This is a genomic window from Aurantivibrio plasticivorans (assembly GCF_055392955.1).
The window spans coordinates 2340301-2364828 of record NZ_AP036020.1; the positions used below are offsets into that span (position 1 = coordinate 2340301).

Below are 24528 nucleotides of genomic sequence, written 5' to 3' on the forward strand. Positions count from 1 at the left end.
AAGGAAGGGTCGTTATTCAACAACCAAAGCTAGATGGAATTGACGCAGCAAAAGACTAGGGTTTACGCAGTCTCAGAAAAGCAACACATTAGCCTTTCGCAAAACCATCGCCTTGTTGGTGAGTGGGCCCGTCAGCCTGGGAGGCTTTATCATGTTCTTCTAGTAGCTCTTCATGCGCGCTAAGCTCCTTTTCATTCTGCGCTTTTTTCGCTTGCCTTTTTTGCAACACTCTTTTTAGACCGAAGTTTAGTCCCGCGTAGACAATTAAGGTCAATAAGCTAAACAAAATGACTGGCACCCCAGCGCGGGTAAACCCTGCCTCTCGAACAAACATCGCTTCCAGCAAGCTCATAATAAAAGCAGGTGCCAACATACCTGTTGCATCGGATACCGGAAATGGAATCAATAACAAAGCCGCGGCCAACAGGCGCAATACATCTCTCGGTATCGTAAATATAATCAACGCGGTGATACGCCACCACACAATCAAAAGGCCGATACTCGCTGCAATATAAAAAAGCCAGCCGATAAAATATTCAGAAGCGGAAAACATACTAATGCCTTTATATTAAAAACAACTCATTAAGCGTTATTAATCAACCCATTGAATAATGTGGTTTTCGTAATCATCTGGGTGCACATCGGCTTCCTTTACTGCAAAATCCCGGATAGATGCGCCCTCATCGTGTACCGTTTGCCGTGAACCGCTAATCAGGTAGTGCCACTCAGGTAACCGGCTCCCTTCTGACAACAAGCGATAGGCGCAAGTTGCAGGTAATGCCGTAAACGTATTCTGATCACCCGGACGAATATTGACACATTCAGGCACCTCAGAAAGACGCGCTTGATAGTCTGTGCAGCGACACGATGTAATTTCTAGCAAGCGGCACGCAACGTCCGTGAAGTAGATTTCGTCCGTGTCTTCATCTTGCAACTTATGCAAACAACACCGTCCGCAACCGTCACAAAGTGCTTCCCACTCTTCATTGCTCATCAATTCAAGGGACTTCTTCTCCCAAAACCTCGAGGCCAGCAACTCGTTGCTATTCGTCATTCGGTATCTTTTTGAGCAAACGGGCTAGGAGGTAACTGCAAATAAAAACCCACCTCTTCTATTTGCTGTATCACTCTATTGACATCAGCGCGTGCAAGTTTGCGCTCTGGACTTAACTCTAAGCTCATCACTTTACTTGGTTGACCTAGTTTTTCGCGTAAGGGTTCAGGAAGATCATCCACGCTAGTACCAAATTTAATGTAGACGTAAAGTTCTTTCTCACGACTACTTTTATAAATATCACAAAACACTTTCATTTAAATTCACTATTGTTTGGCTATGGTTAGGATATCGTCGCCGAATAACTCCTTGCGCCAGCTCGATAAACTATTGGGCAAGGTATATTCCCCACCCTGCATACCGGAACGCACTACCGCTTCGTAGTCCGCCTTGCGCATTAACAATTCTGGCTGAACGCCCAAAGCCTCTGCTTTGCCGGCAATTAATTGCTTGAATGCTTTTATTTTATCTCGTGCACTGACCGGCAATGGCGACGGTAAACGTGAAGGACGATTCTCTTCGCTTATACGACTCGCCTTCTCTATGCACGCTAAAATCGCGTCGCCATACTTTCGCACTTTACTCTGCCCCAATCCTTGGATTTGTTTTAGGGCTGCGGGTGTCGAAGGCTGTATTTTTGCGACGTCATATAGTGTCCTCTCATGGACTAAATGATTCCTAGGAATGTTTTCTTCTCGCGCGGCTTTTTCTCTCCACGCGCTTAGCACACTCAACACATTAAGCTGACTTGTTGAGAGTTTCCATGCCGACTTTATTCGTTTGTAATAGCCATCGATATCGTCCGGCTGAGAGGCGAGCTGCTCAATTTTTTTACAGTCCTCTTCCAACCAGCCCATGCGGCCCTTGGCCTCTAGTTCGCTAGCTAGTTTTCGCCACACGGTAAGCAAGTATTCTACATCTTGAATTGCGTAATGAATTTGTCTTTCGGTCAACGGACGCTGTAGCCAATCGGAACGCGTTTCGCCTTTTTCAAGCTCTATCCCCAGCACCTGATTAACAAGGTTAGCGTAACCTAAGCTAGCGCCGTAACCCGCCAGAGCCGCAGCAATTTGTGTATCTATCATCGGGCTAGGAACGCAACCCAAAGCACATTTAAAAACTTCGAGATCTTCTGAACAAGCGTGAATGAGTTTTACGGTTTTGGGGTTAGTCAACAAGTCAACCAGAGCGACACACTCGTGAATAGTCGTCGGGTCTATGAGATAACACTGCTTGTCATCTGCAATTTGAATAAGCGCAGCGATGGGATAAAACGTATCGGTGCGCATAAATTCCGTATCGATTGCAATGACATCGCTTTTAGATAGCTGATTACAGCAGTCCACAAGTTCTTCTGTTGTAGCAACCCACGTGTGCGGTAAGCCAGTATCCTTTTCTTCCAATGTCATTACAGTGTCTGCCTACTTCGAAACGCGTAACTGATTGTATTACTATCAAGATATTCCAGCTCGCCACCCATCGGGACACCGTGGGCGATGCGACTCACCTTAACCCCGCAACGCTTTGCTTCTTCTGCAATATAGTGCGCAGTTGCCTCCCCTTCGACCGTCGTATTTGTCGCTAAGACGAGCTCCTCAATAGGCTCATCTTGTAGCCGACGCGTTAGTTGGTCTATCCCGATTTCAGCTGGACCAATGCCATCAATGGGCGATAGATGCCCGAGTAATACAAAATATTTCCCGGAGTAATTACCCGATTGCTCGAAAGCGGCAACATCCGCCGGCGTTTCAACAACGCATAACAAACTTCCATCACGTCGTGGGTTTCGGCATAAACCACAAATCGGCTCTTCCGTAAGATTGCGGCATGACTGGCAACGCCCTACGTGCTCAATTGCTTTTTCAATCGATGCTGCCAACTTACTTGCGCCGACGCGGTCTCGCTCCAACAACTGCAAAGCCATTCTTTGAGCCGTTTTCGCACCAACGCCAGGTAAACAGCGCAATGCATTAATTAATTCATCAATCAGAGGGCTAAACATACTGAAGAGTTTTACCTTTGGCTAACGGCCTTAGAATGGCCATTTAAATCCAGGGATATTGAGCCCCTGAGCAATAGAACCCTTTTTATCTTTTCCCGCTTGCTCCACTTTACGCACAGCATCATTGACAGCAGCAGCCAATAGGTCTTCTAGAATATCTTTTTCTTCACTCATTAGGCTGGGGTCGATTTCAACTTGCTTGACATCATGGCGGCCATTCATTGTCACTTTAACCATACCCGCGCCGGACTGACCGATCACTTCAGTTTGAGCAATTTGCTCTTGCATCTCTTGCATTTTGGCCTGCATTTCTTGGGCCTGTTTCATCATGTCGCCAAGACCTTTCATAGCATCACCTCGATATCAGTTACTTCATAGGGTCGATAGGGATAATTGTTTCATCGCGAACTGTTCCCGCAAACGTATTCATGACGTCAACAACAATAGGATCATTTTTAAAGGAAACTAGCGCCTCTTGCTGGCGCTCTTCACGCTGCCTTTGGCTGCGCTGCGCAGGGGTTTCTGAATCAACCACCCCCAACTCAATACTGACCTCAATAGGTTTTGCGAAAAATTTAGAAAACAGTTCCGAAAAACGCTGCTGATGAGAGTCGTCATATAATGTGCTGTTGTTTTCATCTAAACGAAAATGTAAGTGCCCCGCTTCCCTTTTGAGTAATTGACAGTTCACTAAGGTATTTTGAATAACCCCTCCCACTGGAATTTTAGTGGCAATCGACGGCCACAATTCGGGAGTTAAATCATCAAATGTGATAGCGCTCTCTTCTACCGGCTTAGCGTCTGATTCTGCGTTCTCCGCTTCACTACGAACAGTTGGCTTACTGTTCGCTTTAGCTTCGTCCGTTAAACGCTTAACTGACGAAGTCACGTGCTCTTTTGTTGGAGGCGATGATTGCGTGCTTAACGCGACAGATCGTGCTGGCTTGGGTTCAGCCGGGGGGACCGAAGTCGCTATCGGCTTTTTTTCTGGTGAGCCCTCCTGAATATTGCCTGCCGGTGCTGGATTTTCAGATTCGCGCGCAGGCTCCACTGACTGAGTCACGGGAACAGCTTGAACATTAGAGTGATTCTGAGGAGAAGGCTCAGCGAGCTGCTTTTTCTGTGGCAACGGTTGGCTGGGCGGAGCGACGACACCTTGAGGCCTGAACGCGAGCATCCGCAGGAGGACCATTTCAAAGCCGCCACGTGGGTCTGGCACTAAATTTAGGTCGCGCCGCCCCAGCAAGGCGGTTTGGTAAAACAACTGGACATCTTCACCCGGGAGCTGCTGAGCGATCTGTAAGATTTCGTCGCGATCACCAAACGTGTTATCGACGGCTTCGGGCAACACTTGCGCGATGGCGATACGATGGAGTAACGAAATCATAGATGCTAAGACGTCGGCATAATCTGGCGATTGCTCTGCCATGTGAGCTACACGCTGCAACAATTGCTCGCCATCATTAGCGGCTAGCGCAGTGAGAATCTCGTATAAGTAACGCTGGTCGATCGCGCCGAGCATAGCGCTAACATCAGCTTCCGTAACCTTGCCGTTACCAAAACCAATCGCTTGGTCCGTCAGGCTCAAGGCATCTCGCATACTGCCGTCGGCAGATCGGCCTAACTGCCATAACGCTGACTCCTCGAAAGGAATCATCTCTCGCTCAAGAATGTGCGCCAAATGCTCGACAATGCGCTCTGGCGCCATATTCTTAAGGTTAAACTGCAAACACCTAGAAAGGATTGTAACCGGGAGTTTTTGCGGGTCTGTGGTTGCCAACAAAAATTTTACGTGGGGAGGCGGCTCTTCAAGCGTTTTTAACAGCGCATTGAAGCTATGGCCTGACAGCATATGGACCTCATCGATGAGGTATACCTTATAACGCCCCTTACTGGGCGCATACTGGACGTTATCCAACAACTCGCGGGTATCTTCAACTTTAGTACGCGATGCCGCATCGACTTCAATCAAATCGACGAAACGGCCTTCGTTAATTTCTAGACACGCACCGCATTGATCGCAAGGCTCTGAACTGACTCCCGCTTCACAATTCAGACATTTGGCAAGGATACGAGCAATAGTGGTTTTACCAACACCCCGAGTGCCCGTAAACAAATACGCATGGTGCAGGCGATTGTGATCCAGCGCATTGATCAGCGCCTTCAGCACGTGCTCCTGCCCGACCATCTCGCGAAAAACGCGGGGACGCCACTTTCTTGCTAATACCTGATAGCTCATGCGTTTAGTTACTTGATTAACAACGTTGACAATGACCGCGCAGTATACCGCAACCAGCACTTAACGCACACGCATCTGGTAGCATATTCACAATGAATTTCGCCAAGAAAAACAATCACTTGGAAGATGGGTATACTAAAAGAGGAAGTTAAGGTGGCGACTCAAACCAGCCACACCCCGGCACATGATGTCACCGCTACCGTTGCTCCCTTCCGGGCCTGGCGGGGTTCACAGCTAATCATTGCGAGGGGACCGATAAGAGTCACCCTAACGAGAACCTGATGACTCAGGTCTGAAAGAGGCGCGAATTATGGTGGCTTTGCCTACTCAATGCAAGCCACTAATCAACGACAATGGTCCATAAACTCCGGCAAACCGCCCGCTACTAGGGTATCATCGCGCCTCAATTGATACCCCTACCAGACAATCTTAATGACCAGCATGCAACTATTCGTCGACAATTTAACCAACACAGATTTCTGCCTATTCCACCCTACTCGTGGCCTAGTGGGCGAAACCTGGCTTTCCAGCATTACGCTAGAGGGGGAGCTCGACGATCAAGGCATGATTTGTGATTTCGGCATTGTGAAAAAAGCTGTCAGGCAGTTACTGGATGAGGACCTGGATCACCGCTTACTTGTCCCCAGCAACGCACCTCAACTTATACACGTTGCGAGTGAGAACAATAACCTTGCACTTCAGTGGCAGACAAATAACGGGGGTACATACCTGCACCGTTCGCCAACACAGGCTGTAACGCTAATCGATTGCGATGAAATCACCCCCGAAAGTGTTGCCGACTGGTGCGAACACCAGCTGCGTAAGGTACTACCCGACACAGTGAAATCCATCGCCGTACAATTTAATACAGAAACCATTAACGGTCCCTATTATCATTACAGCCACGGTTTAAAGAAACACAACGGCAAGTGCCAACGAATCGCACACGGACACCGATCAAAAATAGAAATCTACAACGATGGCACCCGATCTGAGCGGATGGAATCAGAATGGGCCACCAAGTTCCGTGATATTTTTATCGGTACACGTGAAGACATCTCTAAACAAGAAGACCAAAGTATCACCTTTGCGTATCAATCTCCCGAGGGCTCCTTTTCACTTACCCTCCCTAAAGATCGCGCTTATATCCTAGAAACTGAAAGCACGGTAGAGAACATTGCTCGACATATCGCGGAGGAGCTAAAGCAAGAGCACCCCGGGGTAGATTTGCGCGTGAAGGCTTATGAAGGGTTGGCGAAGGGCGCTTTTGTGAAGGTTTAACCTATTTGTCGTCGACATTGACGAACCCCTCTGCTGTCAAATCCATCAACTCGGGTCTAATGGGTAAATCATCGGGCTCTTTTATTCCCCAGACCAAACCCAACCGTCGCAGCATAATTAATACATTCCAGCCTAAATCGGTCTCCCCAGGTTTAATACCAAGTTTCGCGGAAGCTGGGTATGCATGGTGGTTGTTATGCCAGCTTTCTCCCATAGTTAATAGTGCTGCAACAGGAACATTGTAGCCTTGGATATTTGCTCCCTGAACGTGCCAACGTCGTTCACCATTATTGTGAGCAAAATAACCAATTAACCAATGGCCTAAAACAGAAACAGAAACTCTTGCGCATACGCCCCAAACAACCCAAGATAGACCTCCCAAGATATAAAAAAGCATCGCCCAAGGTAACTGCTGAAGCATCCATGTCTGTTGCATAAAAATGTAAAACTTATCTTTTTGAACTCTTTCTTCTAAAACAAACTTAGGTGGGTGTTTTAACTTTATGTCACAGAAGAGCTGCCAAAAAGCGTCAACTGCCATAGACTTTTTATGCCCAAAATAGTCATGACAGTTGTTTTGTCGCTGCGCCCAATCCCTCATGTCGTGGGTTTTTATCATTCCAAACGGTCCCGCCAACCCCACGATCACCCCCAGGTGGACGAAAAAGTACTCTAACCAGGCAGGACATTGGTAGCTCTGATGTATCAATTTTCGATGCATTCCTAACGAATGTCCCAAGCACAGGGATACTGCAGTCGAAACAAAGAAAACTAACAACGCGTCAATAGAAATCGCTGCTACCCCTCCAAAAACGGTAATGAGTATCATGCTTCCTAGCCAAAGCAATTTAGTTAGAGAAACACTTACCTCTCCCTCTACAGCATCGCAATAGTTAGAGTCATCGACTCTTTCATTTGTGTACTTTGCTAATACCGAGACCTCTTTCATTTGCTTTCGCCTGTACTTTAACCGCCACCTGGAATATCATTTAGACGTCCATACAATTTAGTTAATTAACTAATAAGTTAAATATATAACCAATGAACGGCGTATTTCAAGCACTATCATCTACTGTAAGGCGAAAAATTCTTGCATACCTATCCGAGGCGAGCTTAACAGCAGGTGAAATTGCTGATCGATTCGAAATTAGCAAGCCAGCTTTATCCAAGCATTTGAACATCTTACTGGCGGCCGGCCTAATCTCAGCAGAGAAAAAAGGGCAATATGTTCATTACAGCCTTGTCAAAGAAAATCTATTTGCATCAATGAATGATTTCTTGGCCGACTTCTGTCCAGAAGGTAAACCACTGAAACTCGAAAGTGTTGAGATCGCGAAAAATCAAAACCGCGAAAAATAAACCCTACACACTTCAGAAAGTTCTAACTCATCTCTGCAAGATACGCCTATCACACGCTAGTTTGTAATTCACTTATCGTGATTACCTCAAAACCACTCATGAACTGTTTTGACCCTACAGGATTCGTCGGTCGCTTCGCTCTTCGTTCCAAATGCTCAGCCGCGTCTGTCGGACCCGCAGGATTTATTAACCGGACCCGGTGTATGCCGAATACATGAACCCGTAGGAACGGTCTCTCGCCCTCCGTCACCGCCAATTTCTCGACGATAAAAAAAGAAAACCCAGCCTAAGCTGGGTTTTTTGTATGGCGGTGAGGGAGGGATTCGAACCCTCGAAGCCTTACGACTTACACACTTTCCAGGCGTGCTCCTTCGACCACTCGGACACCTCACCAAATTGGCTATTGTCTATCTAAACAGCGTTTTGCTAGTTCTATACTGCCCTTGCTATTTGGGCTCAAGACACCCCCCTATCGAGGGGGCGCTAACTTTACACAAGCGCGACAGCGAAAGCAATGCAGTGGTTAGCGCAGTCTGGCACTTTGTACCATACTTAATCAGCGGTTATAAAAACCGGGTTTCGAGGTGGTCAAATATTAACCTCACCATACAAAACCTTCGATAACGACATGGATTGCACCCCCTGTTATGCAGCTTTCATCCTTTGTTTTTTACGCCATCGTGGAAGCTATCGTATTCCTGCTGATTGTCGCCGGATTCCTTTACGTATTTCTCAAACGCGCGCAATCTCAAAACAAAGCGCTAGAAGACAAAAACCAGCGGTTGATTGACGAGTACAAAGCCCTTCATGCCAAGATCTTAGAAGAACGCGAAGAGCACAACGCAACTAACACCTACAAAAAGCAAATCAATGATCAAATTCTCGCGACACGTCAATATCACAAAAAGCTGGGTGCTACTTCGGACATTACACTAGACCTCAACCCTGAAAGCCCTGTCCAACAACGTACCGCGGCTATTAGACACGCAATTTTGATTGCCGAAAAAGAAGCGCTGAATGCGAGTGTGGACGGCTCACCAAACTGGCAATTTCTCGAAGCTAAATTTCAGCAAATTATTCAATTCTTCGTCGACCTTGCCCCCAAACCAGAACCATCGACAACCCCACCTGAACCCCCTGCCGAGGAATCCGCTGATACCCAGCTTATAGAGGAACTGGAAGCAAAATTGTCGATGATCGAAGAGATTTTGGAAGACAAACATCAAGAGATCGATGAACTCACCCTAGCCAAAACCACATTAGACAAACGTGTAGAGAATTTAGAAAAGTTCAAAACGCTGTTCTTCGAGATGGAAGACCAATGGAAAGCGGCAAAAGAAGAAGCGCAAAAGTACTATGAACAACTCTCTGCAATGCGTGACGAGGTCTCAGATACAGAAACGTTTGATGACCTCTTAACCCGTTATCACGCCGTATATAACGAGGTTGAATCAACTATCCAAAGTATCCAAGGGATAGATACCCCCTCGACTCAACCTCCCTCTGCGAACAACTTAACGCCTGATAACGTCAGCGTGAACCTGCCGACCAACAACACGAATGAAGCGCAGATACTGCTTGATAGTGACCAACGTGCGTTAGACGAGTTGTCTAAGCTAAGGACACTTACGACAGATCAACACCGACTAATCGCGCAGTTGCAAACCAAACTGAAAGACGCCGATACCATCGAACAAAAAGAAGCCATCATTGGTGAATTGGAAAAAGAACTGCAAAAACAAAGTAACTTCGTTCGCGAATCAGAAATGTGTATTCAGCTAATGGAAGACGAACTGCAACGGGTTACCAGTGAAAGTAAGCGTCTGGCTCAACTGCTAAATGAGGCTAATAGTGAGCTCAGCCAGGTGCCCCAGATGCAAACGACGATCCGGCAATTTAGCGTAGAGAGCAAGGAACTGATTGCACAGTTAGCGGACCTCGAAAAAGTCAACACCGAGCTGCAACAAGAGTTCGATAGTTTGAAGGCAAACAGCGCCACAGCTCCCGCCCCCGCTGGCGAAGGAACTAATGAACTGAAGGCAGAACTTCAATCACTTCAAGCAAAGTATGCTGAACTAGAAGAGCGCTACTTAGAAGCCAGAATGAAATAATCGACCAGTACAGTGGATTACATCAACGCCCCAACTTTGGAGAATTGCCGTTAACCCCTGCTTTTAGACCTATGGTCTGCCTAGATTTTCCGTCACCTACGCCATTGCTAGACAGCAGCACACTCAAGCTGTGATACTCTACCCAATCCTAAGTGGAAGTGGCAGTAAATGTCACCATCACATTAAAAAAAGAATAGCGGGCAGATACAGCCTCATATACATCAGGCATCCAATATTCGCACGGTTACTCTCCAGATGTAGTCGTACGATTTAGCCGATTGACCCTTTAGAACGGCAGTATGCAATCGACATCAAACGGAAAACATCAGCGAAGTAACAGTCAAAAAGCGGCCAACAAGCTACCTCCAAAAGTACCGCTATACCAATACTACTTCCGCGCCCTCATCTGCTTTTCAGCGGCTGGCACTCTTGCATCAGAATTAGACTGGGAGAACCTAGATTTACTTTATGTCGGGGCCATCGCACTGCTGCTGATTTACACCCTTGCGACCTATCTCGTCATCCGCAAACTCAAACCACAGGACGGAATCAAAATTGCGGAATACCTTAGCTACGGTGACGCTGCACTCATTGGCGTGGTGATCAATTTGGTCAACTTCAGCCTGCTGCCATCCATTCTATTTCTTACCATGATTCAGTTTAACGCCCTACTCCAAGGAGGCGTTAAAAAGTGGGCCGGGGACAACCTCGCCCTACTCGTAGGTGTTGCCGCAAGCTTTCTCGTTCACAGCCCCCATCTTATGTTTAGCGACCAGCTCGAAATTAGCGCAGCGAGCCTAATTGGCGTAATCACCTATTTTTGCGCTTACGCACTCTACACCCACAGCCGAGTGCGCAAGCTAACAATGCGCAATGAACAGCTAAAAAATGAACAACACCTGCATAAACTTCGCGCGTATAAGTTGTCCCGCTATTTACCGCCCCCCGTCTGGGCGGCCATCAATGAGGGCAGAGACCGCGCACTAGCCACAGAACGTAAACGCCTCACCATATTTTTCGCTGATATCAAAGGTTTCTCAACGCTCTCTGAGGAGCTCGAGGCAGAAACACTGACCGTCATCCTGAACTCTTTCCTAACTGAAATGACCAAAGTTGCTCACCATTTTGGAGGCACGGTAAACAAGTTTATGGGCGATGGCGTAATGATTGTTTTCGGCGATAACGAGTCGGCCCAAGGCATTAAATCTGGAGCGATTAATTGCGTCTCCATGGCTGTCGCCATGAAAAAGCGTATGAAGGTATTGCAACACGAGTGGTTTAAAAAAGGGATTAGAAAACCCCTTCAAATACGTATGGGGATCAATACCGGCTATTGCACGGTAGGGACATTCGGCACCTCTGAGCACCTCGATTACACCGTTCTAGGCACCCACGTTAATCTAGCCAGCCGCCTTGAAACAGCCGCAGAACCCGAAGAAATTCTGCTTTCTTACGAAACATGGTCTCTCGTAAAGGACGTCGTAATGTGCCGCGATAAAGGTGACATTATGGTGAAAGGGTTTAGTCAACCTATCCAAGTGTATCAAGTCGTGAATATGCGAAAAGACTTAGGTAAGAACCAAAGCTACTTTGAGGAAAACCTTGAGGGGTTCTCCATGCATTTAGATATGGGAAAAATTCGTAACTACGATAAAGACCGTGTCGTCGAAGCGCTGCTCGTTGCCGCTGAAAAGCTGAAAGACAAAGTCATCATGTAATTAATGATTACTGACGAACCAAACGTAAATCACTCACATCTACCACCCCATTCGTGCGATAGGGATTAATATCCAGGCCTCCCCGGCGAGTATATCGAGCATATACTGTTAATTCTTCGGGTTGGCAGTATTTCATGATGTCGACAAACATCCGCTCGACACAATTTTCATGAAAATCTTGATGCTCGCGAAATGAAACGATGTATCTAAGCAATCCAGCGCGCTCAATTGGACAACCACGGTAACTCACCAACACACTGGCCCAATCTGGCTGCCCCGTCACTGGACAATTTGTTTTGAGCAAATTACTACACAACGACTCTTTGACAATTGACGCCTGCTGATCAGCCGATAAGAAAGCTGGTGCTGGCTGATAAGCATTAATTGAAACATCTAGCTCATCAATACTTTCTGCAGGAAAATGCCCAAGGTGTAATTGCTCTGCCTTAGACAACGGCATCACCTCCACGCTGACCGGTCCTGCAGACGCAATGCCAAGATCTGACTCCAAGGTTTGTACGACTTCTTGCAGTGAATTAAACCGGGTCTGATTAAAAGAATTCAGATACAGCTTAAAGGACTTGGACTCTACAAGATTGGGATTTGAGCAGGGAAACTGAAATTGCGCGACGGCGACTTGCGGTTTACCTTGACCATCAAGCCAAGAGAGTTCATAGCCAGTCCACAGGTCTACACCTGAAAAAGGTAAACTGTCTGACTTTATACCGAGCGGTGTACGAGATTCGTGCCTAGGAATTGGACAGAGCAACGAAGGCGTATAAACCGAAACGTATTCCGACTTTTTCCCGAGTGGGCTCAAACCCGCGCTGTTATTGTCCGCCATGCGGCTTCTCCAAAACGACTGTCGACCTAATAGATATTATTTTTGAACCTTCACACTCAAGGCGCTAGCTAGAGCGGACTAATGGCGCGTTTATAAGTATAGCAGCCGCATCAAGACCTTAAACGCCTACCAGATTTCAGCATCACTAGTGCAAACATTGATAGCAGGACAATAAAACCAAAAATAACTACAAAAGCCGTTGCTACGTTTATATCCGAAAAGCCTAAGATTCCATAGCGAAATGCGTTCACCATATATAGTACTGGGTTCAACAAGGAGACATCCTGCCAAAAATCAGGCAATAGGCTGATCGAGTAAAACACCCCACCAAGATAGGTTAACGGCGTCAGGATGAATGTAGGGATAATACTGATATCGTCAAAACTTTGTGCAAACAAAGCATTGATGAAACCGGCAATAGAAAACAAAATTGCCGTGAGAACAACGGTGACCACAGTAACGCCTAAATGATGTATTTGCAGATCGGTAAAGAACAACGACACTATCGTAACAATAAAGCCAACAGCAAGTCCCCGCAGGGTTCCACCCAGGGCAAAGCCAAGCAAGATGATGTAATTAGGCGTCGGAGTCACCAATATTTCTTCAATACTTTTTTGAAACTTGGTGCTAAAAAACGACGAAGCGACGTTCGAGTATGAATTGGTGATGACAGACATCATGATGAGACCGGGTACGACAAATGACATGTAATCCACACCACCCATCGAGCCTATACGCTTGCCAATCAAAGCACCAAAAATAATAAAGTACAATGTCATGGTAATCACGGGCGGCAACAGTGTTTGCAGCCAAATGCGTGTAAAACGGCGAATTTCTTTACGCGTAATCGTGAGCAGAGCAATTGCTTGACGTTCAACATTCATGCGACTATTTCCCCTGCCCTGATTCAACCAAGGACACAAACAACTCCTCTAATCGATTAGCTTTGTTGCGCATACTGGTAACGGCAATCTCTGCTTTACTCAAATGGGAGAAAACCTCATTGAGAGAGCGACCTTTCTCAACTTCCACTTCCAGACAGCGCTGATCAACCTGATTGACAGGATAGCCATCTATTTCTAGCCCTTCAGGAATATCGCAGGCTGTGTCTAATATGAATGTTTCTCTGTTTAATTGCGTTAGCAACTGCTTGATGCTGGTGTTTTCAACAATCTCGCCGTGATTAATAATAGCCACATTTCGACACAAACTTTCCGCCTCTTCGAGATAGTGGGTGGTTAAAATAATCGTTGTGCCGGCTTTGTTAATTTCTTGTAAAAACGTCCACATCGAGCGACGCAATTCAATATCAACACCCGCTGTGGGTTCATCAAGAATAAGCAGCCGCGGTTCATGCACCAGCGCTCGAGCGATCATTAAGCGTCTTTTCATTCCACCCGACAAACTCCGCGATGCATCAGCACGCTTATCCCACAAGCCGAGTTTTCTTAAATATTTTTCCGCTCGCTCTTTAGCCAGTTTACGCGGCATACCATAATAGCCACCCTGGTTGAGGACAATGTCCTCCACTTTTTCAAACTGGTTAAAATTAAATTCTTGCGGCACCACACCCAGGTTGGACTTAGCTGCAGAAAAATCGAGGTCAATATCCTCACCAAAGATAGCCACTTGACCGGCCGATTTCCTCACCAATGACGAGATGATACCAATTGTAGTGGACTTACCTGCGCCATTGGGGCCTAGTAACGCGAAAAAATCGCCCGGCTGCACGTCAAGGCTAATCCCCTTAAGTGCCTGAAAATTGTTTCCGTAGGTTTTCGATAGGTTCTTAATCGACAATGCGGCGGTCATGGGCTAGGTATGATCCCTATGGTATGAAAAGCCGGTCATTCAACATCGTGACCGGTCGAAATGCAAGCGGAAAACGGAAAAAGCGGACCCACTTTTGTGAGCCCGCTTTGTAATACCGATTATTTTGAAGGTGGGCTATTCGCCCTGCCCGGTATAGATACCCTTATGCTGCCTGATCTTGTGACTTGACCGACTGAATTTTCGCTTGAGCCTCACCGCCTCCACTCTGAATTTCAATAGTACGAGGTTTCATCACCTCGGGGAGCTCACGTACGAGGTTAATATGCAGCAAACCATTTTCATACTTCGCATTGTCTACTCTGACGTGATCGGCCAACCGAAATGCTCGTTCAAAGTTTCTTTTTGCAATGCCTTGATGGAGGTATTGCACATCGCTCTCTTCTTCGGTTTTTTTACCACGCACAACAAGTTGATTTTGCTCAACTTCAATACTTAATTCTGATTCACTAAAACCTGCTACGGCCATACTAATTCGATAATGGTCTTCACTAGACAGTTCAATGTTATACGGTGGATAATTTGGCTGGTTTCTTTCAGCCGTGTAGCCATCCAAAAGATTGGCGATTCGGTCAAAACCAATAGATGATCGATAAAATGGAGAAAGATCGAAATTACGCATAATTATATCCTCAAAAAAAAGCAATATAGTTAATTAATCGCTGACGCATTCAGCGAATTTGTGCCACTCATCGAGCTGGCAGTAATAAGATTGGGATACAACAATTTTTTTCAAGGCCTAATTTTTCAGACAAACACTATTTCGTTTTGCCCCCAAAACAGTATTGAAACAAGAACATATCAAAAACAACGATAAAGAGCGTGCGACAATGTATTTAGCGTTATTAACTATGAATTTTAAGCTTACGGGCTGCTACTCGTTAAAAGAAAAGCGTAGCCGATTACGAGGACTAAAAGATAAGTTTGGCAAGAATCCAAACTTGGCGCTATCTGAATCTAAATTTCACGATGACCATCAACAAGCTCAATGGCAGGCTGCTGTACTTTGCGAGAGCAAGATAACGGGGCAACAGCTATTCGAACAAATACGTCAATTTGTACATACAGTGGATGCGGAGTTAATCGATAGCTATGTAGAGGTTTTATAAACCTACCATTAGATATGTGGCCCACGCATGAAGATTCAAGTGCTTCAACACATTTTTTTACACAGACAGTTCATCATTTTTCCCACTAACCGATGGGCATGATAGTCCCAACAGGCTTTACAAAAAATATGCCAAGAATATCCATTTAGATAAAACATAGATATTGGCCCACTAAGATCAAATAATTCTTGTAGCTCGTGAAAAATGGCTTGAACCATTTAGACAAATTAAAGACTATAAAGGTGAGACTTTGGTAGCTACCCAATCTCCGCTGACTAATTAAAACAATCAATAGGAGGCTATTTATGCGGTCACCCAATAGTGTCGTATACAGAAATCTCGACGCTTCTGACGCTCTCACCGAAACCATTAATCAAAAATTTAATCGTCTTAATCGCTTCGCTCGGCACATCCAACACGGCCGTGTGGTGCTGGACTCCCCTCACAAACACCATTACAAGGGTCGCCAATATCGCGCATCCATTGAGCTCGAGGTGGAAGGCCAACCCATTACCGTAAGCCAAGACAAACCGTCGATACATATCGCCGTCCGCGATGCCTTCAATGCCGCCGAGCGAAAGCTCAAAGCTCTGGGCGCAAAGCGACACATTCACTAACTTTACACACGGTAACCAGCAAAACTACACGTCCTAGGGCCTCGCTTCGCCCTAGGGCGTCGCTTCGTCTTGTGGCTAAGTCCCCTTTTGAGATTTGCACAGTCAGAAGCTGCTCATCCATTCTGGATTGAGACCTATTCGACCCCTATTGACCACTTGGCAAGTTACAATCGCCCAGTACCCGCGAAATCATATGAATAAGCGCTGTATCCACTAGTCTTCTCGGTACAAATTTTGCTCAAATCCAGACACTCGAGAAAAATACTCCAAATATGCCAATTGATTGACAACCAACCGCCTAAAATTTGGTCAAAGCACAGTGAACGACTCAAAGGCAAGACAGAGAAAAACAATGAAACGTTACCCCCAACTCGCATTGATACTCCTTGTCACCGGCATGGCAGCGAACAGTGTCGCTCTGCGCCCCTCCCATGAAGCGGACCGACTAATCCTCGCCGCCGAACAGGCGTTTGATAACGGTAGTCCTCAGCGCGCAGCTGAACACCTCGAAAAGGCTCGCCAGCTGGGAATCTCTCTTCCTCCCGAATATGATTACTTTTACGGCAAGCTGCTGATACAACGCGGGGACACCAGCGATGCAAGACGCTATCTGGAACGCTATGCGGACACCGTAGGACGTGACGGCGAACACTATCGCGACGCGCTGAAGCTCATCACCAAAGCCGATGGAAACACCCGCGCGGCCCCCTCCAACAAAAAGATGGGCGAGGAAAAATCGGAAATCGCGTGGAGCGATGGAAGCGCCCAATACATCGCTAAAATAGAGCAGCTCCATGGAACGGGAAGCTCCCGCGAAGCACTTAACGGGCATGTTAATAATTTATTAAGGTTCTATGCCTACGACACGTCAAATATCGTCGCAGCGAGCCGGCTGGGTACCACCAGCAACCATAAGCTCAGCACAACCCAATCGGGTAACATAATCTCAATTAATCGCTTCGGTAATAAAGATAAGCAACGCTACGACGAAGATCGGTTCAGCGTCTATGGTGTTAACCCCTATATCGAATACAAGTGCACCTCAGCCACTAACAGCTGCTGGCTCTACCACCCAGTCTCAGGTGATCGCTGGTTGCAAATTGTGAATAACCAAGAGATTGCAGAAGAGTTAGCCAAAGCGGTCACTAATTTAATCAGGCAGATGCAGAAGTCTAATAGCTAAGCGAACCGTAAAATTAGTAACACCCGGTCCAAATCATAGCCAAGCCATAAATCGCCTGATAGGATCAATAAAAATTCGCTGAACTTGCGCTTCATGATATTTATTGATCTCCTTATTGGTCTAGGCATATTCCTCTACGGCATGCACTTGTTGGAAGCCGCCGCGCGAGACCTCAGCGCTAGCCGAATAAAAACCTGGCTTCTAACGTCCACCCGTACCCCACTTGGCAGCGCATTTACCGGCATCCTACTGACCGCATTACTGCAAAGCAGCTCATTGGTTGGTTTAATCGTTCTTGCTTTTGCCAGCGCTAATATTATTCCTTTTAAAAATGCGGTCGGAATATTTCTGGGCGCAAATCTAGGTACCACGTTTACAGGTTGGCTGGTGACTTTCATCGGGTTCAAATTAGACCTCACCAGTTTTGCTCTGCCAATGCTCGCTATTGGCGGCATATCCCAAGTATTAATTTCCAAACCGAGTAAACAAAAAGCGTTGGGCGCCCTATTACTTGGCCTAGCTCTGCTGTTATTTGGTTTAGATCACATGAAGGCCAGCGTATCAGGGATACCAGATGCCCTATCGATGGAATCTTTAACAGGTTACAGCCCTTTTATTTACTTGATGATTGGCGCTGCGATGACGGCGCTCATTCAATCAAGTTCAGCCATGATGATGATTACCCTGAGCGCTTTAAACGCGCAGTTGATATCACTACCCGATGCGGCAGCCCTCGTCATAGGTGCGGACCTTGGCACAACCAGCACGGTGTTGCTGGGTAGCATGACCGGCAACATTGTTAAACGGAAACTAGCGTTCGCCCATCTATTTTTCAATGTAGTGGTAGATATCACGGCATTTTTTATTCTCTTACCTTTCGTCGAGAACTTACTGAATCTAATGGGGGTCAACGACCCACTGTATGGGCTCGTCGCCTTCCATAGTATTTTTAATCTCATCGGGCTGATGGTATTCATCCCACTACTGAAACCCTTTACAGCATGGATCAACCGTCTTTTCAGGAGCGAGGGAGAACAACCATCCCTTACGAGTATCCCCACTAATGTTCCTGACGTCGCAATATCGGCCCTCACCACAACCATCACAAGAATGTGGTTCCAAGCAATAAGCTTGAATATCGATCGATTTAGCATTAGCCGTGACGCATTAGCCAACGACGCACTAGAAAAAATTAACGCTCATGATGCTACCGCAGATACAGACAGCGAAAGCTTTTTACAACGCTACCACGCGCTAAAGTCGGAAGAACAAGAAGTAATACAGTTTGTGTTAGACCTACAACAAGAATCGTTGACGCCACCACAAACCGAAGCCATCACCCACGCTATCGAAGCCGTTCGAGCCATTGTTTACGGCTCAAAAACGTTAAAGGATATAAGCGATAATATTGCCAACATGAGCAACGCCTCGGCAGGCCGTGTTGAACGATATTTCCAACAGCAACAAGCCTATCAGGCAGCGTTTAATAGCCAGCTCATTAGACTCGTTGAAAGCACTGCGGGTGATAACTTTACCGAGGAAGAAATCAGCGAGCTTTGGCAAAAAAATGACCTGCACCAACGTGAAATGGATAAATTAATTTATCAAAATACAAGTGATCGCAACGGCGATTCACTGATGACCTCCTCGCAATTAAATGTAAACCACGAGATTCACCATGCAACCAAAAGTTTTTTAAATGGTTTGCAACACTGGCACAAAATACCAGTCTAGACCCTTGAGTAGCACTTCATGACTGAAAGCAGTAGACCAACCCTTACTTTTTACGGTGCAGCAGGCACTGTCACAGGCTCCCGCTATCTATTAAAAACACCAACCTCGCGTGTGTTGATCGACTGTGGGTTATTCCAAGGCCTCAAGAAGTGGCGCGAGCGAAATTGGCACCCTTTCCCTGAGCCTGCATCAAGTATCGACGGCGTATTTTTAACCCACGCTCATCTCGATCACAGCGGCTATTTACCCGCGCTAGTTAAACAAGGTTTCCGCGGCCCCATATTCGCAACGGAGGCCACTTACGAACTGTGCAAAATATTACTTGCCGATGCTGCCAAGCTGCAGGAAGAAGAAGCGGCTTACAACAATCGCCACCACACCAGTAAACACAACCCAGCACTGCCCTTATTTACACAGGAAGACGCGCAGCAAGCGCTGAAATTATTCGAGCCAGTAAAAAACTCTGCGTCCTTTAACGACCTCACTGTCACCTTCTCGCCCAATGGGCACATTTTGGGGTCGAGCTATTTAGACGTTGATATAGGCGGTAAACACATTGTCTTCAGTGGGGATCTGGGTAGGCCACACGACATCATCATGAATCCACCAGAACCTCCTTGCTACGCGGATTATCTCATTATGGAATCCACCTATGGTAATCGCCTCCATGACAACCGTGATATCAACGACTGCCTCGCGGATGCCGTCAGTACCACGCTAGCCTCTGGTGGCGACGTTTTAGTCCCCGCCTTTGCCATTGGCCGCGCACAATCGGTGCTCTACACCCTACACAAACTGCAACGCCAACAGAAAATCCCCTACGTGCCAATTTACCTCGATAGCCCCATGGCCATCAGCGCGACTGAATTGATGATTCGCTTCAACCAACAACACCGCCTCTCGAAACAACAGTGCCGAGAAATGGAAGAGAACGTGAAGTTCTTGCGCACCGTCGAACAATCCATGGCACTCAACGAAACCCAATTCCCCTGTATCATCGTCTCCGCTAGCGGCATGGCCACTGGTGGCCGCGTCCTCTACCACCTTGAACGCCTGTTACCAGAGCGGCGCAACACCATTATATTTGCAGGCTATCAAGCCGCCGGAACCCGGGGAGATCGCCTTGTACGTGGCGAAGACAGCGTCAAAATCCATGGCCGCTACTACCCCGTCAAAGCCCAAATACTCAACTTCGACTTCCTATCGGCCCACGCCGACCGGGACGAAATGCTCACCTGGCTAAAAAAGATACCTGTTGCACCCAAACACTGCTTCATCACCCACGGTGAACAGGAATCGTCCACCGCCTTCGCCGACACCATCAACCACTACCTCGGCTGGAACACCAGCACGCCCTCCCTAGGAGAAACCATTGAACTCTAAGCCACTGAGTAGGCTCTTAAAATCAGGGAATAGAGCCCCAAGAAACGGTTGCATTCAACCACCGGTTAGGTATCATTCCCGCCTCTTCACCGCCGCCCACGCGGCCTAGAAGCCAATCGGAGTGTAGCGCAGCTTGGTAGCGCACCACACTGGGGGTGTGGTGGTCGTCGGTTCAAATCCGGCCACTCCGACCAAATAAAAAAGGGGTCTCGCCAACAGCGAGGCCCCTTTTTTATTTGGTCAGAATGATCGGATTCGTTCTAAGACCTCGGTTCACAACATGGCAGGAAAGCCATGTTGCACAGCGAAGCTGCCCGCAGGGTGAGGCACAGGAAGTGCCGAATGAAATCCGGCCAACACTCTCCCCGCCTTCGCACATACTCAAACCACCACCAATAGCGAGGCTTTTTATTTGGTTAGATTGGCTGCACTCGTTCTCAGGTTTCGATTTACTTTAAAGCTCCGGAAATAGCTCGTACGCGATCCGTCAACATTTGCGCATTAGCTAAGTGCCAAGACAAGCTATTTGCAGATTCAAAGTGTCTAATCGATTTCACGTAAGCGCGTAGTATTTTTACGACTCGTCTCTCAATCTTATGCAATCGCAACAACCACTCACGGCTTGGTGACGCTTGTATTAAATCCACTTCGAATCGATACCATTCTGCAAGTGCAGCAATACCTTCTCCTTCGTCCCACAAAATTGCATCATCTATGTCGGCATCAATAGAACGCTGAATACTGAGAACAAAATCGAAGTGAATGTCCGCCATTTCGTAAAAGATTTCACGTAGACGTGCCTCACAGACCTTACGGCCGCAAACGCAATAATACTGATGAGCGTTATTACTTAGTGTAATCAACGAATCGGCTATTCGATCCTGTAATGAATCAGTTGTTGCACTGAAGCGATAAATTTTTCCCGTCATTGCCAGACCTCGGTACACGCTATCTCACTAGCTGTTAAATTAGAAATAGTACTCGTTGTGGTCCAATGAACTATTTGATGAAGGCTGTTGGATAATTTGAAAAGTAGAAACATCCTTAACCATCATTAACGGCGAATCACCGTGTTTTACTCTTGACTCAAGCGAAGATATATCAACAAGTTTTTGATGGTTATTCGGGTAAATAACGTAATAAAGATTTTGACTTGCGCGTAGTACAGGCGTTTTCAACATCAATAATGCCTCGCCCATCATGCCCGGCGATTTATTCAATTGTGGAGTTGTTTCGGCAAACGCAGATATCGCCATTAACATAGCCGCGCCTAGAAACGCAGAGCTGGCTGAATTACGGACGTCGAAACAAATGTTCATGACTGGTTCTCCTCGTTATTTAATTGGCGCTCCATAGGCAAGCCGGTATACTTAGCAAGCCAGCCTCAGGGGTTAGCTTGTGTAGCTCAGCCAGCTGCCTACGCTTTCGCGTCTGTGCTACTCAATACCTGTTAATGATTATTCAAGCATCATGCCAGCAGGTCGAATGCAGCTTAGTAGCGTATTCACCGTATTGCGGTGTATTTCGATGCTGAAGGTGGCAGTACTTGCCAGTAATATTTACCGACTCTATGTCATTTTTACAGGGGCTCCTGCTAACTAGTAGTCTCGAGGAATTTATTTGTGGTAAAACCCAAGCTGTTATCAGCCGTTTCAAACGCCTCACTTCGCGAGCAACTGTCTGCACTCGACGCATACCAACGATTCAACACCGAACAAATTGACCCACCAAACGAGTGGGTACCACAATTAATTAGCCGCGTTCCTCAACTTGCCATTATAGAAGCAAATGACTTCAATCATGATCAGCTTGAAGAGCTGATCAGCAGTAAAACCTTGAACAAAGTAGACGTTGTGTTCATAAGCAACGGTGAACCAAACTCATCTATCGACCGTGCAATGCAACGTGGTGCCACCTATCACCTTCGCGAGCCTATAGATTTCGAATTTTTAAACGAGTTATTGGAAGAAATAATTCAAGAGTTTCAGCAACAGCAAGCCTCAGCTGAACTAGCGATTTCTAGCCAACTCGACCAGTTTGGCCTATTAGTCGGGTCCTCTCCTGTCATGCGACGGCTCTACCGCGTCATTCGCAAAGCCGCCGAATCAGAAGTCAACATGTTTCTTGTTGGAGAAAGTGGTGCAGGAAAAGAGCTCGCTGCTCAAACCATTCACCTTGTTAGTAATCGCAGTGACAAACCCTTCATTGCGATTAACTGTGGAGCACTAAGCCCTGAGCTGATTGAAAGCGAGCTATTTGGGCATTTGAAAGGCGCTTTCAGTGGTGCCATTCGAGATCATTCAGGTGTCTTTCAACAAGCTGAAGGAGGTACGTTATTTCTCGACGAAGTCACCGAAATGCCCTTAGAGCACCAGGTTAAATTATTGAGAGTCATTGAAGCAGGTGAATATCGGCCAGTTGGTAGCGAAAAAATTTATAAGACCAACGTTCGCATGATTGCAGCGACCAATAGAGAGCCCGAAGACGCTATAAAAAGTGAACTCTTTCGTGAGGACCTTTATTATCGGCTCGCACACTTTCCTATTAATGTGCCGCCTCTACGAGAGCGTGAAGAAGATATTGTCGGGCTTGCGAAACATTTCCTCGCTTACAGAAACAACGAAGAAGGAACAGACAAACATATTGCGCAAGCTGCACTGGAGAAAATTGCTAGCCACACTTGGCCCGGTAATGTACGAGAGTTAAAACATACTATAGAGCGCGCGTACATACTCGCAGACACGACCATTACTGAAAACGATATACTGCTCGACGATAGAGAGACATCTGAGTCAGCCGAAGCCACACTACCTCACGGCGTACCGCTTAGCGAGGTCGAAAAAGGTGTGATCATGAAAACATTAGAAAAAAATGACGGCAATAAGTCTGAGGCTGCAAAACAATTGGGTATTAGCGTTAAAACACTTTATAACAAGCTCGAAAAATACGACGACAATGAATAAGAGGTAGCCGACGAGCGAACGCTCGTCGGCTATTTTTGAGAATGCAATAATTAGCAATCTGAGTCTTCAGCTCCGGCTTCAGCTTTAATTTCTTCACACTTGTCTTCAATTGCGTTGCCTACTTCAGTCGCTTTGTCTTCGACGTTTGATACAACATCATCGACCTCTTCACCGAATTCTTCCGCAGGGCCTTGGTCACACCCAGTCATCAAAAGAATACTTGCAAGTAACATGCTTGGTAGAGTGAAATATTTCATGGATAGACTCCTAGTCGTGGTTAATTAAAAAGTTTGAAAGCCGCGCAAACCTACTATCTAGGTTTACCTCCGCGTACAAGTTGAACGACTACGCTAATAGCAAATAACAAGACAAATATGAAAAATAACAATTTGGCAATCTCAGTAGCAGCGCCTGCTATGCCACCGAAACCGAGTACTGCAGCGAGCAAAGCGATTATTAAAAAACCAATAGCCCAACGTAACATAACTCCTCCTTAACAAGTTTATGCAGTGAGACTATTAATTTTTCCAGACTCAGTTCACTGCTCGTGAGACACCAATGTTGCAGTCTCACCGTAGATATAGCGAGTAGCATGCCAAGTCCTAACGCAATGTGAAAAATAGTCTTACACCCCGCGGTCCTACTGGCCTAGAAGAAAATACCCTCTACTTGAATATCAATGGAATTACCAGAGTCGATGATTCGCAGTTTGAAAGAACTACCTAAAGCGATGAAAAAATTACATATATTCAGAAATAATGTAATAGAAGAAATTTGATAAAAAATGGGCACGTTATGTATTGTCGAGCCATGGTATGGTCGAGCTATGGTGTGTAACTTTAAGTAGTGTTAAAGAACGCCGAAGATGAAGACAAACTCTCATGGAGCTTTGCAAATTGAAAGCTAAACTTGACTACAGCCAAAGCCAGGCACGACAGCATTAGGAATCACCCAAAATAAGGTTGATTTACCGATCATTGTCGAGAAGCTTGGCTAATTTAGACCTCTTCCCGAAAGAGATTACCAAGGCTTTCTGGGCCATGCGGACTCTATAGCTATAAAAAACGTATTAAGCGCACCCAACTCATCATTCATCATCCC

The 24528-nt window shown here is 46.4% G+C and carries 26 protein-coding genes, 2 tRNA genes and 1 other RNA gene; 11 read left to right on the forward strand and 18 right to left on the reverse strand.

Annotated elements, in window-relative coordinates; translation table 11 throughout:
- Window positions 1-88: 88 nt before the first annotated feature.
- The 8 genes from ACZ5NB_RS10545 to ffs form a co-directional block, all read right to left on the reverse strand.
- Complete coding sequence (locus ACZ5NB_RS10545; RefSeq protein WP_460233577.1) at window positions 89-553, reverse strand: hypothetical protein; 465 nt, start codon at window positions 551-553, stop codon at window positions 89-91.
- Window positions 554-592: 39 nt separating this feature from the next.
- Window positions 593-1054 carry a YcgN family cysteine cluster protein gene (locus ACZ5NB_RS10550; RefSeq protein ID WP_460233578.1) on the reverse strand — a complete coding sequence of 154 codons (462 nt, stop codon included), beginning with the start codon at window positions 1052-1054 and terminating at the stop codon, window positions 593-595.
- Window positions 1051-1311: a YcgL domain-containing protein gene (locus tag ACZ5NB_RS10555; protein WP_460233579.1), complete on the reverse strand. Its 261-nt coding sequence runs from the start codon at window positions 1309-1311 to the stop codon at window positions 1051-1053. Before ACZ5NB_RS10555 ends, ACZ5NB_RS10550 begins: the two co-directional genes overlap by 4 nt.
- Window positions 1312-1320: 9 nt before the next feature.
- Window positions 1321-2463 (reverse strand): ribonuclease D, encoded by a 1143-nt coding sequence (rnd, locus tag ACZ5NB_RS10560; RefSeq protein WP_460233580.1) that lies wholly within the window; start codon window positions 2461-2463, stop codon window positions 1321-1323.
- Window positions 2463-3056: a recombination mediator RecR gene (gene recR / locus ACZ5NB_RS10565; RefSeq protein ID WP_460233581.1), complete on the reverse strand. Its 594-nt coding sequence runs from the start codon at window positions 3054-3056 to the stop codon at window positions 2463-2465. The genes rnd and recR overlap by 1 nt, the downstream gene beginning before the upstream one ends.
- A gap of 30 nt (window positions 3057-3086) precedes the next feature.
- Window positions 3087-3404 (reverse strand): YbaB/EbfC family nucleoid-associated protein, encoded by a 318-nt coding sequence (locus tag ACZ5NB_RS10570; protein ID WP_464107541.1) that lies wholly within the window; start codon window positions 3402-3404, stop codon window positions 3087-3089.
- Between the two features lie 19 nt (window positions 3405-3423).
- The gene (gene dnaX, locus ACZ5NB_RS10575; protein WP_460233583.1) at window positions 3424-5295 is read right to left on the reverse strand and encodes a DNA polymerase III subunit gamma/tau; all 1872 of its coding nucleotides are present in this window, start codon (window positions 5293-5295) and stop codon (window positions 3424-3426) included.
- A gap of 161 nt (window positions 5296-5456) precedes the next feature.
- Window positions 5457-5553, reverse strand: an RNA gene (gene ffs / locus ACZ5NB_RS10580) — signal recognition particle sRNA small type.
- A gap of 174 nt (window positions 5554-5727) precedes the next feature.
- Here ffs and ACZ5NB_RS10585 point away from each other — a divergent pair.
- On the forward strand, window positions 5728-6576 hold the full coding sequence (locus ACZ5NB_RS10585) for a 6-carboxytetrahydropterin synthase (RefSeq protein WP_460233584.1): 849 nt from the start codon (window positions 5728-5730) through the stop codon (window positions 6574-6576).
- Between the two features lies 1 nt (window position 6577).
- Here the strand turns inward: ACZ5NB_RS10585 and ACZ5NB_RS10590 are convergent, their stop codons facing one another.
- On the reverse strand, window positions 6578-7525 hold the full coding sequence (locus ACZ5NB_RS10590; protein ID WP_460233585.1) for an acyl-CoA desaturase: 948 nt from the start codon (window positions 7523-7525) through the stop codon (window positions 6578-6580).
- Between the two features lie 92 nt (window positions 7526-7617).
- Between ACZ5NB_RS10590 and ACZ5NB_RS10595 the strand changes: the two genes are divergently transcribed.
- Entirely contained in the window at window positions 7618-7935 is a 318-nt protein-coding gene (locus ACZ5NB_RS10595) for a metalloregulator ArsR/SmtB family transcription factor (RefSeq protein ID WP_460233586.1), read from the forward strand.
- 305 nt (window positions 7936-8240) lie between these two features.
- Here ACZ5NB_RS10595 and ACZ5NB_RS10600 read toward each other — a convergent pair.
- Window positions 8241-8328: transfer RNA gene (locus tag ACZ5NB_RS10600), tRNA-Ser, on the reverse strand.
- 254 nt (window positions 8329-8582) lie between these two features.
- On the opposite strand from ACZ5NB_RS10600, the gene ACZ5NB_RS10605 reads away from it, so the two are divergent.
- Entirely contained in the window at window positions 8583-10046 is a 1464-nt protein-coding gene (locus ACZ5NB_RS10605; RefSeq protein WP_460233587.1) for a coiled-coil domain-containing protein, read from the forward strand.
- 299 nt (window positions 10047-10345) lie between these two features.
- Entirely contained in the window at window positions 10346-11764 is a 1419-nt protein-coding gene (locus ACZ5NB_RS10610; protein WP_460233588.1) for an adenylate/guanylate cyclase domain-containing protein, read from the forward strand.
- Between the two features lie 7 nt (window positions 11765-11771).
- Here the strand turns inward: ACZ5NB_RS10610 and queF are convergent, their stop codons facing one another.
- The 4 genes from queF to ACZ5NB_RS10630 all read right to left on the reverse strand — a co-directional run bounded on the left by queF (window position 11772) and on the right by ACZ5NB_RS10630 (window position 15060).
- The gene (queF, locus tag ACZ5NB_RS10615; RefSeq protein WP_460233589.1) at window positions 11772-12608 is read right to left on the reverse strand and encodes an NADPH-dependent 7-cyano-7-deazaguanine reductase QueF; all 837 of its coding nucleotides are present in this window, start codon (window positions 12606-12608) and stop codon (window positions 11772-11774) included.
- Between the two features lie 110 nt (window positions 12609-12718).
- On the reverse strand, window positions 12719-13492 hold the full coding sequence (locus ACZ5NB_RS10620; protein ID WP_460233590.1) for an ABC transporter permease: 774 nt from the start codon (window positions 13490-13492) through the stop codon (window positions 12719-12721).
- Between the two features lie 4 nt (window positions 13493-13496).
- The gene (locus tag ACZ5NB_RS10625; RefSeq protein WP_460233591.1) at window positions 13497-14420 is read right to left on the reverse strand and encodes an ABC transporter ATP-binding protein; all 924 of its coding nucleotides are present in this window, start codon (window positions 14418-14420) and stop codon (window positions 13497-13499) included.
- A 163-nt stretch (window positions 14421-14583) separates the two neighbouring features.
- On the reverse strand, window positions 14584-15060 hold the full coding sequence (locus ACZ5NB_RS10630; protein ID WP_460233592.1) for an Hsp20 family protein: 477 nt from the start codon (window positions 15058-15060) through the stop codon (window positions 14584-14586).
- A gap of 229 nt (window positions 15061-15289) precedes the next feature.
- Here ACZ5NB_RS10630 and ACZ5NB_RS10635 point away from each other — a divergent pair, with 229 nt between their 5' ends.
- The 6 genes from ACZ5NB_RS10635 to ACZ5NB_RS10660 all read left to right on the forward strand — a co-directional run bounded on the left by ACZ5NB_RS10635 (window position 15290) and on the right by ACZ5NB_RS10660 (window position 20658).
- Window positions 15290-15547 (forward strand): DUF503 family protein, encoded by a 258-nt coding sequence (locus ACZ5NB_RS10635; protein ID WP_460233593.1) that lies wholly within the window; start codon window positions 15290-15292, stop codon window positions 15545-15547.
- A 305-nt stretch (window positions 15548-15852) separates the two neighbouring features.
- A complete protein-coding gene (locus tag ACZ5NB_RS10640; RefSeq protein WP_460233594.1) occupies window positions 15853-16164 on the forward strand; it encodes an HPF/RaiA family ribosome-associated protein in 312 nt (103 codons plus the stop codon).
- A 352-nt stretch (window positions 16165-16516) separates the two neighbouring features.
- A complete protein-coding gene (locus ACZ5NB_RS10645) occupies window positions 16517-17347 on the forward strand; it encodes a hypothetical protein (RefSeq protein WP_460233595.1) in 831 nt (276 codons plus the stop codon).
- A gap of 93 nt (window positions 17348-17440) precedes the next feature.
- Complete coding sequence (locus ACZ5NB_RS10650; RefSeq protein WP_460233596.1) at window positions 17441-19081, forward strand: Na/Pi cotransporter family protein; 1641 nt, start codon at window positions 17441-17443, stop codon at window positions 19079-19081.
- An 18-nt stretch (window positions 19082-19099) separates the two neighbouring features.
- The gene (locus ACZ5NB_RS10655; protein ID WP_460233597.1) at window positions 19100-20464 is read left to right on the forward strand and encodes an MBL fold metallo-hydrolase RNA specificity domain-containing protein; all 1365 of its coding nucleotides are present in this window, start codon (window positions 19100-19102) and stop codon (window positions 20462-20464) included.
- A gap of 117 nt (window positions 20465-20581) precedes the next feature.
- Window positions 20582-20658: transfer RNA gene (locus ACZ5NB_RS10660), tRNA-Pro, on the forward strand.
- Between the two features lie 255 nt (window positions 20659-20913).
- Here ACZ5NB_RS10660 and ACZ5NB_RS10665 read toward each other — a convergent pair.
- On the reverse strand, window positions 20914-21393 hold the full coding sequence (locus ACZ5NB_RS10665; protein ID WP_460233598.1) for a hypothetical protein: 480 nt from the start codon (window positions 21391-21393) through the stop codon (window positions 20914-20916).
- 39 nt (window positions 21394-21432) lie between these two features.
- Window positions 21433-21783 carry a hypothetical protein gene (locus ACZ5NB_RS10670; RefSeq protein ID WP_460233599.1) on the reverse strand — a complete coding sequence of 117 codons (351 nt, stop codon included), beginning with the start codon at window positions 21781-21783 and terminating at the stop codon, window positions 21433-21435.
- 303 nt (window positions 21784-22086) lie between these two features.
- On the opposite strand from ACZ5NB_RS10670, the gene ACZ5NB_RS10675 reads away from it, so the two are divergent.
- Window positions 22087-23427, forward strand: coding sequence for a sigma-54 interaction domain-containing protein (locus tag ACZ5NB_RS10675; RefSeq protein WP_460233600.1), 1341 nt, complete (start codon window positions 22087-22089; stop codon window positions 23425-23427).
- Window positions 23428-23477: 50 nt separating this feature from the next.
- Here the strand turns inward: ACZ5NB_RS10675 and ACZ5NB_RS10680 are convergent, their stop codons facing one another.
- Together ACZ5NB_RS10680 and ACZ5NB_RS10685 are read right to left on the reverse strand one after the other, a co-directional pair.
- Window positions 23478-23684, reverse strand: coding sequence for a hypothetical protein (locus tag ACZ5NB_RS10680; RefSeq protein ID WP_460233601.1), 207 nt, complete (start codon window positions 23682-23684; stop codon window positions 23478-23480).
- A gap of 53 nt (window positions 23685-23737) precedes the next feature.
- A complete protein-coding gene (locus tag ACZ5NB_RS10685) occupies window positions 23738-23911 on the reverse strand; it encodes a DUF1328 domain-containing protein (RefSeq protein WP_460233602.1) in 174 nt (57 codons plus the stop codon).
- Window positions 23912-24528: the final 617 nt, after the last annotated feature.

Coding starts and splice junctions, on each gene's coding strand:
- ACZ5NB_RS10545 (WP_460233577.1), bottom strand. CDS start 553: ATGTTTTCCGCTTCTGAATATTTTATCGGCTGGCTTTTTTATATTGCA.
- ACZ5NB_RS10550 (WP_460233578.1), bottom strand. CDS start 1,054: ATGACGAATAGCAACGAGTTGCTGGCCTCGAGGTTTTGGGAGAAGAAG.
- ACZ5NB_RS10555 (WP_460233579.1), bottom strand. CDS start 1,311: ATGAAAGTGTTTTGTGATATTTATAAAAGTAGTCGTGAGAAAGAACTT.
- rnd (WP_460233580.1), bottom strand. CDS start 2,463: ATGACATTGGAAGAAAAGGATACTGGCTTACCGCACACGTGGGTTGCT.
- recR (WP_460233581.1), bottom strand. CDS start 3,056: ATGTTTAGCCCTCTGATTGATGAATTAATTAATGCATTGCGCTGTTTA.
- ACZ5NB_RS10570 (WP_464107541.1), bottom strand. CDS start 3,404: ATGAAAGGTCTTGGCGACATGATGAAACAGGCCCAAGAAATGCAGGCC.
- dnaX (WP_460233583.1), bottom strand. CDS start 5,295: ATGAGCTATCAGGTATTAGCAAGAAAGTGGCGTCCCCGCGTTTTTCGC.
- ACZ5NB_RS10585 (WP_460233584.1), top strand. CDS start 5,728: ATGACCAGCATGCAACTATTCGTCGACAATTTAACCAACACAGATTTC.
- ACZ5NB_RS10590 (WP_460233585.1), bottom strand. CDS start 7,525: ATGAAAGAGGTCTCGGTATTAGCAAAGTACACAAATGAAAGAGTCGAT.
- ACZ5NB_RS10595 (WP_460233586.1), top strand. CDS start 7,618: ATGAACGGCGTATTTCAAGCACTATCATCTACTGTAAGGCGAAAAATT.
- ACZ5NB_RS10605 (WP_460233587.1), top strand. CDS start 8,583: ATGCAGCTTTCATCCTTTGTTTTTTACGCCATCGTGGAAGCTATCGTA.
- ACZ5NB_RS10610 (WP_460233588.1), top strand. CDS start 10,346: ATGCAATCGACATCAAACGGAAAACATCAGCGAAGTAACAGTCAAAAA.
- queF (WP_460233589.1), bottom strand. CDS start 12,608: ATGGCGGACAATAACAGCGCGGGTTTGAGCCCACTCGGGAAAAAGTCG.
- ACZ5NB_RS10620 (WP_460233590.1), bottom strand. CDS start 13,492: ATGAATGTTGAACGTCAAGCAATTGCTCTGCTCACGATTACGCGTAAA.
- ACZ5NB_RS10625 (WP_460233591.1), bottom strand. CDS start 14,420: ATGACCGCCGCATTGTCGATTAAGAACCTATCGAAAACCTACGGAAAC.
- ACZ5NB_RS10630 (WP_460233592.1), bottom strand. CDS start 15,060: ATGCGTAATTTCGATCTTTCTCCATTTTATCGATCATCTATTGGTTTT.
- ACZ5NB_RS10635 (WP_460233593.1), top strand. CDS start 15,290: ATGAATTTTAAGCTTACGGGCTGCTACTCGTTAAAAGAAAAGCGTAGC.
- ACZ5NB_RS10640 (WP_460233594.1), top strand. CDS start 15,853: ATGCGGTCACCCAATAGTGTCGTATACAGAAATCTCGACGCTTCTGAC.
- ACZ5NB_RS10645 (WP_460233595.1), top strand. CDS start 16,517: ATGAAACGTTACCCCCAACTCGCATTGATACTCCTTGTCACCGGCATG.
- ACZ5NB_RS10650 (WP_460233596.1), top strand. CDS start 17,441: ATGATATTTATTGATCTCCTTATTGGTCTAGGCATATTCCTCTACGGC.
- ACZ5NB_RS10655 (WP_460233597.1), top strand. CDS start 19,100: ATGACTGAAAGCAGTAGACCAACCCTTACTTTTTACGGTGCAGCAGGC.
- ACZ5NB_RS10665 (WP_460233598.1), bottom strand. CDS start 21,393: ATGACGGGAAAAATTTATCGCTTCAGTGCAACAACTGATTCATTACAG.
- ACZ5NB_RS10670 (WP_460233599.1), bottom strand. CDS start 21,783: ATGAACATTTGTTTCGACGTCCGTAATTCAGCCAGCTCTGCGTTTCTA.
- ACZ5NB_RS10680 (WP_460233601.1), bottom strand. CDS start 23,684: ATGAAATATTTCACTCTACCAAGCATGTTACTTGCAAGTATTCTTTTG.
- ACZ5NB_RS10685 (WP_460233602.1), bottom strand. CDS start 23,911: ATGTTACGTTGGGCTATTGGTTTTTTAATAATCGCTTTGCTCGCTGCA.